Source organism: Pseudomonadota bacterium, from assembly GCA_039815145.1.
Lineage (GTDB): Bacteria > Pseudomonadota > Gammaproteobacteria > Steroidobacterales > JBCBZW01 > JBCBZW01.
Map to the genome: position 1 here is coordinate 1 of JBCBZW010000140.1, position 12,308 is coordinate 12,308.

The window sequence follows — 12,308 nt, forward strand, 5'->3', positions numbered from 1 at the left end:
CATCGAACGGCGCGAGCGATGCACCTCGCCCGGTCACACACTATCCTTGCCCGTCTTCACCCGCATTGGAGCCTCGTATGTCTGCGTTTCGCGCTGCGTTTCTGGTCCTCTTGTTACCCGCCCTGAGCGTCGCCGACGAGGGCATGTGGACCTTGGATAACTTCCCCAGCGAGGCCGTGGCCGAGCGCTACGGGGTGCAGATCGACGACGCCTGGCTGCGCGACGCACGCCTTGCCACCGCCCGTCTGGAGAACGGCTGCACCGGCTCCTTCGCCTCCGGCGACGGCCTGGTCCTCACCAACAACCACTGCGTTTGGGGCTGTGTGCGCAATCTCTCCAGTGCCGATCGCAACCTCTCCGACGAGGGCTTCCTCGCCGCCACCCGCGACGAGGAGCTGCGCTGCCCCGGTCAGCAGGTGTCCGTGCTGGTGGACTATGAGGACGTGACCGAGCAGGTGCGCGCCGCCGCTGCCGACCTGCCGGATGCCGAGGCCAACGATGCGCGTAAGGCGAAGCTGACCGCACTCGAGAGCGCATGCAGCGACGACGCCAGCAACCTGCGCTGCGAGGCCGTGACCCTCTACAACGGCGGCCAGTACTTCATCTACAGCTACCAACGCTACGACGACGTTCGCCTGGCCTTCGCTCCCGAGCTCGACATCGCGGCCTTCGGCGGAGACCCGGACAACTTCAACTTTCCCCGGTGGTGCCTGGACATGTCCTTCCTGCGGGTCTACGACGCGCAGGGCAACCCAGCCAAGACACCTAACCATCTCGCTTGGAGGGCCGCCGGCCCGCAAGGCGGTGATCCGGTGATCATCACGGGCCACCCCGGCAGCACCTCGCGCTCGCTCACGGTGGCGGAGCTGGCGATGCTGCGCGAGGTGGAGTACCCCGCCTTCATCGAACGCTACTCGGAGCTGCGCGGACGCATGCTCGAGTGGGCCCTCACCAGCGACGAAGCCGCGCGCACGGTACAGCAGCGCATCCTCGGCATCGAGAACGGCCTCAAGGTGCGGCGCAACGCCCTGCGCGCCCTCCTCGACAGTGACAACATGGCGCGCAAGGTCGAGGCCGAGCAGGCCCTGCGCAAGGCCGTGAACGACGATCCGAAGTTGCGCGAAGCTTACGGTGAGGCCTGGACGCTGATCGAAGATGCCATCACCGCCTACCGCAACATCCACGACGAGCATCTCTACATCGAGTACGCGGTGGGCCTGCAGGGTGACCTCTACGCCTACGCTCGCACCCTGGTGCGGGCCGCCATCGAACGTGAGAAGCCAAACACCGAGCGCTACCGCGAATACACGGAGGCCGCCCTGCCCCAGCGCGAGCAGCGCCTGCTGGCAGCTCGCCCGATCAACACCGACTACGAGAAGCTTCGCCTTCGATTCTCGTTAGCCAAACTACGGGAGAACCTCGGCCCTGACAGCGAGTACGTGAAGCTAATCCTTGGCACGACCTCTCCCGAGTCTCTGGCAAGCTCCCTCGTCGAGAGCACCGCCCTCGGCGACCCTGTGGTGCGCAAGGCCCTGTGGGAAGGCGGCCGCGAGGCGATCGAAGCGAGCGACGACCCAATGATCGTGCTAGCCCGGCGCGTGGAACCGAAAGCGCGGGCGCTCCGTCATCGCTACGAGGCCGAGGTGGAAGCGCCGCAGGTGCGCGGCACGGAGATGCTGGCCGATGCCCGCTTTGCCGTGTACGGCACGAACACCTACCCGGACGCCACCTTCACCCTGCGCGCCACCTACGGCGCCGTGCAGAGCTGGCAGGAACGCGGCGAGGCCGTCGGCCCCTTCACCCGCACGGCACGGCTCTTCGAGCGCGCCACGGGCGAGCGCCCCTTCAAGCTGCCCGCCTCCTGGGAAGGCGCTCGTGAGCGGTTGGCGGACGATACGCGCTTCAACTTCGTCGCCACCACGGATATCACCGGCGGCAACTCGGGCAGCCCCATCATCGCGGCCGACGGCCGCCTGGTCGGCCTCGCCTTCGACGGCAACATCCACTCGATCGCAGGGGACTTCTGGTTCGACGAGACCACCAACCGCACGGTGGGTGTGGACACGGCGATCATGCTCGAAGCCCTGGAGAAGGTGTACGGCGCCGAGAATCTGTTGCAGGAGCTTACGGTCGTGCCGTAGGGCGCGAGGGGCCCTACTTGATGTGGTCGAGGATGCCCTCGAGCTCGTCGAGACTGTTGTAGGCGATGCTGACCGAGCCTTTACCCTTCGCGGAGTGGCGGATCTTGACCGCCGCGCCGAGCTGCTCGCTCAAGCGTTCCTCCAGGCGGGCGATGTCGCGATCTCCCTCGTGCTCGTCCGCCTTCGCCCCCGCCTCCGCGGCGGCCGCGGCCTTCTGCACCTGGCGCACCAGCTGCTCCGTTTGACGCACGGAGAGGCGGCCCTCCACCACCTGCGCGGCCACCCGGGCCTGCTCGCGTCCGGCCAAGGGCAGCAGGGCACGGGCATGGCCCATCTCCAGCTCACGCCGTTCCAGGCGCTCCTTCACCGCGTCATCCAGATCCAGTAGGCGCAGGAGGTTGGAGACCGCGGCGCGGGAGCGGCTAACGGCCTCGGCAGCTTCCGCATGGGTGAGCCCGAACTCGTCCACCAGGCGGATCAGGGCGCGAGCTTCCTCCAGCGGGTTGAGGTTTTCGCGCTGAATGTTCTCGATCAGCGCCATGGCCAGAGCGGTTTCGTCCGGCACCTCGCGGATGATCACCGGCACCTTGGACAGGCCCGCCAGCTGGGCGGCGCGCCAGCGACGCTCGCCGGCGATGATCTCGTACTTGGCCTTGGCGCCCTTGCCACCCACCGGGCGCGCGACGATGGGCTGCATAATGCCCTGCTTGCCGATCGACGCGGCCAGCTCCTCCAAAGACTCCTTGCGCATGTCCGAGCGCGGCTGGTACTCGCCGCGCTGCAAGCGCTCTACGCCGAGTTGCTCGACGCGCTCGCCCGGCTCCGCCTCGGCGGCCGGCGGGGTCGTCGCGGTCGCTGGCACGTCGCCCCCCTCGCTCGCCAGCGGTGTCTTACGCGTGGCGGCATCGCCCAGCAGGGCGTCCAGGCCACGGCCGAGGCCGCGTCGCTTCGCGCTCATGGCTGGCTTCCCTCGGACTCCACCTGCGGCGCGGCGGGTGCCGGGGTCGCCGCGGCTGCCGACGGCGTGGCTTGCAGTCCAACCTGTTGCAGCACCTCGTCCGCCAACGCCCGGTAGGCCAGGGAGCCGCGCGACTGGGGATCGTGGAACAGCACGGGACGGCCGAAGCTCGGTGCCTCCGCGAGGCGCACATTGCGCGGGATCGCGGTGCTGTAGAGGCGATCGCCGAAGTGCAGAGCCAGCTGGCCCGACACATCGTTGGCCAGGTTGTTACGCGGGTCGAACATGGTGCGAAGGATGCCTTGGATCCGCAGCTGCGGGTTGAACGCCTGGCGGATGCGCTCGATGGAATTTATGAGGGCCGTGAGCCCTTCGAGCGCATAGTACTCGCACTGCATCGGGATGATCACGCCGGTGGCCGCGGACAGGGCGTTCACCGTGAGCATGCTGAGCGCCGGCGGGCAGTCGATCAGGATGAAGTCGTAGCCCTCGCTCACCTGCGCCAGGGCCTTGGCCAGCGTGTCCTCGCCGCCACCCTCGCGCAGCAGGGAAACGTCGGCCAGGGTGAGGTCATCGTTCGACGGCATCACGTCGAAGCCGAACTCCTCCACGCGCTGGGTGGCCTGCGCTGCGGTGGCCTCGCGGGTGAGCACGTCGGTGACCGAGTATTCGAGATCGTGCTTGTCGATGCCGCAGCCCATGGTCGCGTTGCCCTGGGCGTCCAGATCGATCAACAACACGCGCGCACCCGCATCCGCGAGGCTCGCGGCGAGGTTGACCGAGGTGGTGGTCTTTCCGACCCCGCCCTTCTGGTTAGCGATGGCGACGATTCTGCTCATGACATATCAGTGTCGCATGCTTCGCCGTGCCGTGGCGCCCGTCACCGCCTCAGGGGGGCCGCCGCGGGCGCGGCGAGGCGTACCAGGTAGCGCTGGGCGGCCAGGGTGGGCACATCGAGCTCAATCACCTCCGCTCGCTCGCGCCACGGGGTGGCCAGGGCGGCGATTTCCTCAGCGGCCCGCTCCCCCTTCATCGCCAGGAGACAACCGTCCCTCGCCACCAGGTGGGCGGAGCTCGCGACGAACTGCGCGAGGCTGCTGAAGGCCCTGCAGGTGACCGTGTGGAAGCTGCCCACCGCCAGCTCGGCGTCCTCCACCCGCGCCCGCACCAGGGCGACGTTCGCTGGCTGCAAGCGCAGCTGCACCTCCTGCAGGAAGCGGATGCGCTTGGCAGCTGGGTCCAGCAAGGTGGCGTGGAGCGTCTCGGGAAACGCCAGCGCCAGCACCATGCCCGGCATGCCGGCACCGGTGCCGACATCCAGCAGTCGCTCTCCTATGAGGTGCGGGGCGATCGCCAGGCTGTCGAGGAGGTGGCGGCTGACCATCTCCCGCGGGTCGCGCACGGCGGTGAGGTTGTAGGCGCGGTTCCAGCGGTGCAGCAAGGCCAGGTAATCGAGGAGCTGCGCCTGCCTCTGCTCTGAGATCGACAGGCCGAGCGCGGCGATACCCTCGCCTAAGGAAGTGCTCAGGTCGCGGCGTGCGACCTCGCCGATCTTCTGCGTCCCTGCCGCCTCGTCCACGGGGCTACTTCGGAATCTCACGCATCTTCACGAAGGCGTCGCGGATGGCCATGGACCAGGCGTCGCTCAGCGCGCGGAAGCTCGGATCGTCGCTCTCGATGCGGCGGTGGATAGAGAACTCAAAGGCACCATTAGGCAGCACGGCGAGATCGAGCGGCATGCCGACGGTGAGGTCTGAGCGCAAGGTGGAGTCCATGCTCAGCAGTGCTGCCGTGATGCCATCATTCAAGGTGGTCTCGGGTTCGATCACCCGATCGAGGATCGGCTTGCCGTACTTGTGCGAGCCGATCTGGAAGAACGGCGTGTCCTCCGTCGCCTCGATGAAATTGCCCGCGGCGTAGATCATAAACAGGCGGGGGTCCCCACCCTGCACCTGACCGGCCAGCACGATGGAGGCGAGGGTGGACTCGTTCATGGCGCGCAGGCCCGGGCCAAAACGCTCCTGCACCTCGCGCATGGCATCGCCGATCAGCTCGGCCATGCGGTAGATGCTGCGGGCGTTGTAGAGGTGACCGTTGCCGTCGTCGTTGTCGATGCGCTCCTGCAGCAGGGAGATCACCGACTGGGTGATCGCGAGGTTGCCCGCCGTCATCAGGACGAAGGCGCGATCTCCCGGTACGTTCCAGGCGAACATCTTGCGGAATTTGGCGATGTCGTCCACGCCCGCGTTGGTGCGGGTGTCGGACAGCATCACCAGGCCCGCATTCAACCGTAGCGCTACGCAATAGGTCATGGGTCGAAGACTCCTCGCTCGCCGTCGGGCGCAGATCGCCGCAAGCCCCCTCAGCCGGTCGCGGCGGCTTCCCGCCGAGGCGGGGGCGAGAAATGGTAGTCGAGGGCGATCTGATTGGACAGGGCGTTGTTGCGCGCGATGAAGTCCGTGAGGAAGCCGTGGAGGTCTTCTGCCAGCTCGCCAGCCAGGCCATCGCCGCGAAGCTCATCCAGGAGGCCACGGCTCAAGGTGTGGCAATCGAGGCGGCGGGCGTAGATGCGCGCGAGGCGCTCCAGCCGTTCGCTAGCCGCCTCCAGGCAGTGGCCCAGCGAGCGGGAGCAATAGGCGTTGAGCACCAGTAGATCGACGATGTTGTCCGGGCGGTAGTCGCTGCGGTAGGCCCAGTGGTAGGCGCGCACTGAGCTCGACGCGCGCAGGATCGTGATCCAGTGGTGGCGAGCGCCCGCCTCCACCTCCGGCGGGGGCGAATGGGCATCCTCCCGGTCCCATCCCTCGGCCGCCAGGGCCGTATGACGCACGTCGAGGATGCGCGCCGTGCAGTCGGCTCGCTCGAGGTAAGTGCCCAGGTTGAGGAAATCGTAGCCCTCGTGGCGCAGCACGGTCGATTCGGTCACCCCGCGGAAGAGCGCGCAGCGCCGCTTGATCCAACTCAAGGTGGCACGCAACTCCTCGCTGCGCCGGCGCTGGCGATCCCAGCGCTGCACCGTGCGCCACGCGCCGTCGATCACCTCCCACATCTCGGCGGTCAGGGAGGTACGCACCACGCGTGCGTTGCTGCGCGCGAGGCGCAGGCAGCTGCGGATGCTGCAGTCGCTGTCATCGGCGTAGAGGAGGAACTGGACCACCGAATCACGGTCCGCGTGGTCGTAGCGCGCGAAGAATGGGTCGGCGCAGCCGGAGGAGCGGATGATGTCCTCCCAGTCGCTCGCCTTCGGGCCCGGCACCACGGCCGTGCGCCGCCCAACGTCGATGAGGCGCGCAAGGTTGTCGGCCCGCTCGACGTAGCGGCCCACCCAGTAGAGCGCATCGGCGGCGCGACCTAACATGAGGGTTCGGCCGTCATTCCGTCAACACCCAGGTGTCCTTCACGCCGCCGCCATAGCGCGTGTTGACGATCAACGATCGCTCGTCCTGAGCCACCCGCGTCAGCCCGCCAGGCAGCACTTGGATGCCCGATGGCGAGCAGAGTACGTAGCCGCGGAAATCCACGTGTCGGGATTCGACGCGCGGCTGCTCGTCCGGCGCATCGTCGAGGGCGAAGGTAATCTCAGCGTCTGCCTCGTCGGCATCGCCTCGGGTCGGCGCCAGCAGGCGGGGGCAGCGCGATAGCGATAAGGTCTCCTGGGCGATGTATCCGGCGGGGTCGTCGCGCAACCGCGCGGCCACGGCCTGGAGCAGCGATTCATCGGCGTGGGGACCGATGACCACCCCTTCCGCGCCGGCGCCATCGACGGGCTTGATCACGAGCTCCCGCAGATGCTCGAGGACGTAGGCGAGGGACTCGGGCTCGGCGCAGCGCCACGTGTTCGCGCTCTCCAGCAGCGGCGTTTCGCCCAGATAGAAGCGAATCATCTGGGAGACGAAGGGAAAGACGGACTTGTCATCCGCCAGGCCGCACCCCGGTGCGTTGACGATGCTCACCTGTCCGTCGCGATAGGCCTGCATCAGCTCCGGCACGCCGATCAATGAATCGCGCTCGCCGGCCAGGGGATCGAGGTAGGCATCGTCGATGCGACGGTAGATCACGTCCACCACTTGCGGGCCCGCCGTCGTGCGCACCCACACACGGCCGTCCTCCACGTGCAGATCAGCGCCCTCCACCAGCTCCACACCCATCTGATCGGCGAGGTAGAAGTGCTCGTAGTAGGCGCTGTTACCGGCACCGGGGGTGAGCACGACGATCGTGGGGTCGCGGTCCGTGACGTGGCTCGGTCGACAAGATCCTAAGAGATCACGTAGGCGCTGGGGATAATCGTCGATGCGGCGTAAGCCGGCGCTGTGCACCAGATCGGGAAACAACTGAGACATCGTCTCACGATCTTCGAGCATGTAGGACACCCCGGAAGGGATGCGGCAGTTGTCCTCGACCACCACGAAGCGCGACTCATCCAAGCGAGCGATATCGATCGCCACCACGTGGGCATGCACGCCGCCGGGCGCGTCGATGCCGCGCAGCTGCGAGCGCCAGGCGCGGCACCCGTTGATCACCTCCGCGGGGAGTGCGCCGGCGCGGACGATCTCCTGGGCACCGTAGGCGTCGGCGAGGAACGCATTGATTGCCCGTGCACGCTGGGTGAGCCCCCGCTCGAGGGAGCGCCATTCCTCGGCTGAGAACACCCGCGGCAGGACGTCGAAGGGCACAGGCTGCTCGTGATCCTCCGCTGCCCCCGGGCCGTGGACCGCGAAACTGATCCCCGCCCGGCGAAACACCGACTCCGCTTCGCGTTGGCGGGCGCACAGGCTCGGGCCGTCCACCATGTCCAGCCAACGCTTCACGGCGGCGTAGGGCGGGCGCACTCGATCGGGCGCTTGGGTGAACATCTCGTCGAACAAGGCGGGATTCTCAGTCGGTACTCGGGCAGGGCGGCGCACCCGCCTGGTGCATAGGGCAAAGCCTGCCGCGAAGGGTCGACGGGGGGAGGCAAACGCGGCACTTTAAGCGCAAACTCGCCCGCCGCCCCGGACCTCATCGCCGTGGCGCGATCATCGTACACGAGACTCCCATGACCATCCGCGTCGCCCTCAGCCATCGCACCCGTTACCACTACGACCGCCGCATCACCGTGCATCCGCAGGTGGTGCGCCTGCGCCCGGCCCCCCATGCGCGTACCACCATCGAGAGCTACTCGATGAAGGTCTCGCCCGGGGACCATTTTCTGAACTGGCACCAGGACCCCTTTGGTAACTACCTCGCCCGCCTGGTATTTCCCGAGCCCGTGGATCACCTGGAGGTGGCGGTGGAGGTGATCGCCGACTTGCAGGCGCTCAATCCCTTCGACTTCTTCGTCGAGGAGTACGCGTTCCACGTGCCCTTCGAGTACCCCGCCGCCCTGCGCAAGGAACTTGCCCCCTACCTGGAGCGTGTCGACGAACCCGGAAAGCGCTTCGCGAGCCTCGTGCGGGACGCGCGTGCCGCCTACGAAGCCTCCCGGGAGGCCGCCGAGGAGGATCGACGCAGCACGGTCGACTTCCTCGTCGACCTGAACCGCGAGCTGCGCGAGCGCATCGGCTACACGATTCGCGAGGAGCCCGGCGTGCAGACGCCCGAGCAAACCCTGCAACTCGCCACCGGATCCTGCCGCGACTCGGGCTGGTTGCTCGTGGCCCTGCTGCGCGAGCTCGGCCTCGCCGCGCGCTTCGTGTCCGGCTACCTGATCCAGCTCACCTGGGACGAACCCGACCTCGACGGCGCCCCCGGGCCGGCGGAGGACTTCACCGATCTGCACGCCTGGGCCGAGTGCTACGTGCCGGGGGCCGGGTGGGTCGGCCTCGATCCCACCTCAGGTCTCGCCGCCGGCGAAGGGCACATCCCCCTCGCCGCCACGCCCTCGCCGCAGTCCGCCGCCCCCATTGCCGGCAGCCTCGAGCCCTGCGAAGTCGAGTTCGACGTGGAGATGACCATCACCCGTCTCGCCGAACGCCCACGGATCACCGCGCCCATCGACGACCGCGCGTGGGCCCGCTTGGACGATGTCGGGCACCGGGTGGACGAGATCCTGCGCCAGGACGACGTGCGCCTGACCATGGGCGGCGAGCCCACCTTCGTGGCCGATAGCGATCGCGACGCCGACGAGTGGAACACCGCGGCCGTCGGCCCCACCAAGCGCCAGTACGCGGACACCCTGATCCGGGCCATGGGCAAGCGCTTCGCGCCCAACGGCCTGCTGCAACACGGCCAGGGCAAGTGGTATCCCGGCGAACCCCTGCCGCGCTGGGGGTACGCCCTCTATTGGCGCACGGACGGCGAGCCCTTGTGGACCACGCCGTCGCTGATCGCCGGCGAGCAGGGCCAGGCAGGCCCCGCCGAGGCCGGCAGCTTCATGCGCTCGCTCTGCCAAGCGCTGGAGATCGAGACCGAGTGCGGGCAGCCGATCTACGAGGACCCGGGCGAGTTCCTCCTGGCCGAGCAGCGCCTGCCGGAGAACGTGGCACCCGAGAACAACCGCCTGGAGGATCCCATGGAGCGGGCACGCCTGGCGCGGGTGTTCGAGCGTGGCCTCGGCGAACCCGCCGCCTTCGTCCTGCCCCTGCAGGAGGCCCAGGCGCAAGCTGCACCGCGGGTGCGACGGCGCCAACGATCGCGCAACCGCTGGCGCAGCGAGCGCTGGCAGACCCGTCGGGGACACCTGTTTCTGCTGCCCGGGGACAGTCCGGCCGGGTTCCGCCTGCCCTTGCGCTCGCTGGCCTGGATCGCCGAAGACCAATACCCCCACGTGCACCCCCTCGATCCCTTCGCGCCGCGCGAGGCCTTGCCGCCGCCCCGCTTTCAACGCCGGAGCGCCGAGCCGACGGCACCGCAAGCACCGGAGACCGCCTTTGCAGACGTCGGCACACAGAGCGCGGGCGCGGTCATCCCCGGCGGGCCCGGCACGGCAGTACGCACGGCGCTCACGGTGGAGCCCCGCGAGGGTGTGTTGCACATCTTCCTGCCTCCGGTGAGCAGCGCCGACGCCTACGTCGACTTGATCGCCGCCGTCGAAGACGTCGCCGCGGCGTTGGGCCTGCCCGTACGCCTCGAAGGCTACCCGCCGCCCCCCGACCCGCGCCTGCAGGTGCTGAAGGTCACGCCGGACCCCGGCGTGGTCGAACTCAACGTGCAACCCGCCGCGTCCTGGCCAGCCCTGCGCGAGGTAACCGAAAGCGCCTACACCTGCGCCCGCGACTGCGGCCTCGACCCCGTCCGCTACAGCCTCGACGGCCGCGCCATCGGCTCCGGCGGCGGCGCACACCTGGTCATGGGCGCGGCGAGCCCCGCGGACAGCCCCTTCCTGCGACGACCCGATCTGCTCGCCTCCATGGTGCGCTTCTTCCAGCACCACCCGAGCCTTGCGTACTTCTTCACCGGCCTGTTCGTCGGGCCCTCGAGTCAGGCGCCGCGCGTCGACGAGGCGCGCCAGGACAGCCTCTACGAACTGGAACTCGCCCTCAACGGCGTTCCCGAACCGCACCTGGCGAGCGGACAGGACTGTCCGCCCTGGCGCGTGGATCGCCTGTTCCGCCACCTGCTCACGGACGTGACGGGCAATACGCACCGCGCCGAGATCTGCATCGACAAGCTCTTCTCCCCCGATGGGCCCACCGGTCGCCTCGGGTTGGTGGAGCTGCGTGCCTTCGAGATGGCGCCGCACCCGCGCCTGGCGCTGGCCCAGCAGCTGCTGGTGCGGGCGCTGATCGCCGCCCTGTGGCGGTCGCCCTTCCGCGAACCCCTCAGGCGCCTCGCCACAGATCTGCACGACCGCTACCTGCTGCCCTACCACCTGTGGCAAGACCTGGGTGAGGTGATCGATTTCATCAACCACCGCCTGCAGCTGCCCCTGGAGCAGGACTGGTTCGCGGCCCTCCTCGAGTCGCGATTCCCGTGCTACGGCAGCGTGACCTACGGCGGGGTGACCGTGGAACTGCGGGCAGCCCTGGAACCCTGGCATGTGCTCGGCGAAGAAGGCGCCGTCGGCGGCACCACCCGTTTCGTCGACAGTTCCGTCGAGCGACTGCAGGTGCGGGTGCTCGGGGCAACCGGCGATCGCCTGGCCGTGACCTGCAATGGATACCGCCTGCCGCTGACGCCGACGGAGACGCCCGGTGAGTCGATCGCCGGCGTGCGCTTCCGCGCCTGGTGGCCCGCCGCCTGCCTGCATCCCCACATCCCACCCCATGCGCCGCTGGTGTTCGACGTGGTGGATCTGGCCGAGGGCAGATCGATCGGCGGCTGCACCTACCACGCGAGCCATCCGGGCGGGCGCAACTACGACACGCAGCCGGTGAACGCCCGCGAGGCTGAAGGACGACGCCTGGCCCGTTTCGAACCCTTCGGCCACGCCCCCGCGGCGATGCAGGTGCGCGAACCTAAGCGAGCCGATGAGTTTCCGGCCACCCTGGACCTGCGTTTGCAGTCCTAAGCAGTGCTGGTCCGCGGCGCGGACCCTATGCAACCATAGCGTTCGAAGCGCTCATCGCCCGGCGTAAGGAGTTCACTTGGCGATCGACTGGAAGCAGTACCAAGCCGACGGTTTTTTCGACGAGCTGGTCGGCCCACGCGGTGGACCGCGTCGCGTCGCAGGCCCCCTGTGCCGCATGCTCGCCGCCCTCGACGACGATGAGCTGCAAGCGCGTAAGGACGCCGCCATCGTTGCCATCCGCAACATGGGCATCACCTTCACCGTGTACTCGGCGGAGAGCCCGGGCGGCATCGATCGCGAATGGCCCTTCGACATCATTCCACGCACGATCAACAAGAGTGAGTGGGAACGGGTCGAGACGGGGCTCAAGCAGCGGGTCGACGCGCTGAACCACTTCATCAACGACCTCTACAACGACCAACACATCCTCAACGATGGCACCGTCGACCGCGAGGTCATCGCCAACTCGAAGGACTTCCGCGAGCAGTGCATGGGGATGCACCCGCCCGAGGGCGTGTGGGCCCACGTGTGCGGTACGGATCTCGTGCGCCACGATGACGGCAAGCTCTACGTGCTCGAGGACAACCTGCGCGTGCCCTCCGGCGTCGCCTACATGATCGAGAACCGCGAGATCATGAAGCGCACCTTCCCGGAGCTGTTCGAGGACTACCTCATCCGGCCCGTGGACGACTACCCCACGCGCCTGTTCGATACCCTGGCCTCGCTCGTGCCCGACGTGGAAGACCCCACCGTCGCCGTGCTCACCCCGGGCATCTACAAC

Annotated in this window: 9 protein-coding genes; 3 read left to right on the top strand and 6 right to left on the bottom strand. The window is 68.2% G+C overall.

Going from position 1 to position 12,308, the window contains the following annotated elements; genetic code table 11:
• The first annotated feature begins 77 nt into the window (after positions 1–77).
• A complete protein-coding gene (locus AAF184_21655; GenBank protein MEO0424956.1) occupies positions 78–2,141 on the top strand; it encodes a S46 family peptidase in 2,064 nt (687 codons plus the stop codon).
• A 13-nt stretch (positions 2,142–2,154) separates the two neighbouring features.
• Here AAF184_21655 and AAF184_21660 read toward each other — a convergent pair whose 3' ends face one another.
• The 6 genes from AAF184_21660 to AAF184_21685 are packed head-to-tail and all read right to left on the bottom strand — an operon-like array spanning position 2,155 to position 7,964.
• On the bottom strand, positions 2,155–3,099 hold the full coding sequence (locus AAF184_21660; protein MEO0424957.1) for a ParB/RepB/Spo0J family partition protein: 945 nt from the start codon (positions 3,097–3,099) through the stop codon (positions 2,155–2,157).
• Positions 3,096–3,938, bottom strand: a complete 843-nt coding sequence (locus AAF184_21665) for a ParA family protein (GenBank protein MEO0424958.1) — start codon at positions 3,936–3,938, stop codon at positions 3,096–3,098. The genes AAF184_21660 and AAF184_21665 overlap by 4 nt, the downstream gene beginning before the upstream one ends.
• A gap of 41 nt (positions 3,939–3,979) precedes the next feature.
• Positions 3,980–4,699, bottom strand: a complete 720-nt coding sequence (gene rsmG, locus AAF184_21670) for a 16S rRNA (guanine(527)-N(7))-methyltransferase RsmG (GenBank protein ID MEO0424959.1) — start codon at positions 4,697–4,699, stop codon at positions 3,980–3,982.
• A complete protein-coding gene (locus AAF184_21675) occupies positions 4,683–5,411 on the bottom strand; it encodes a proteasome-type protease (GenBank protein ID MEO0424960.1) in 729 nt (242 codons plus the stop codon). The genes rsmG and AAF184_21675 overlap by 17 nt, the downstream gene beginning before the upstream one ends.
• Positions 5,412–5,461: 50 nt before the next feature.
• On the bottom strand, positions 5,462–6,457 hold the full coding sequence (locus AAF184_21680; GenBank protein ID MEO0424961.1) for an alpha-E domain-containing protein: 996 nt from the start codon (positions 6,455–6,457) through the stop codon (positions 5,462–5,464).
• Positions 6,458–6,470: 13 nt separating this feature from the next.
• Positions 6,471–7,964 carry a circularly permuted type 2 ATP-grasp protein gene (locus AAF184_21685; GenBank protein MEO0424962.1) on the bottom strand — a complete coding sequence of 498 codons (1,494 nt, stop codon included), beginning with the start codon at positions 7,962–7,964 and terminating at the stop codon, positions 6,471–6,473.
• 170 nt (positions 7,965–8,134) lie between these two features.
• On the opposite strand from AAF184_21685, the gene AAF184_21690 reads away from it, so the two are divergent.
• Together AAF184_21690 and AAF184_21695 are read left to right on the top strand one after the other, a co-directional pair.
• Complete coding sequence (locus AAF184_21690) at positions 8,135–11,527, top strand: transglutaminase family protein (protein ID MEO0424963.1); 3,393 nt, start codon at positions 8,135–8,137, stop codon at positions 11,525–11,527.
• A 76-nt stretch (positions 11,528–11,603) separates the two neighbouring features.
• A partial coding sequence (locus tag AAF184_21695; protein ID MEO0424964.1) for a circularly permuted type 2 ATP-grasp protein occupies positions 11,604–12,308 on the top strand: 705 nt, incomplete at its 3' end.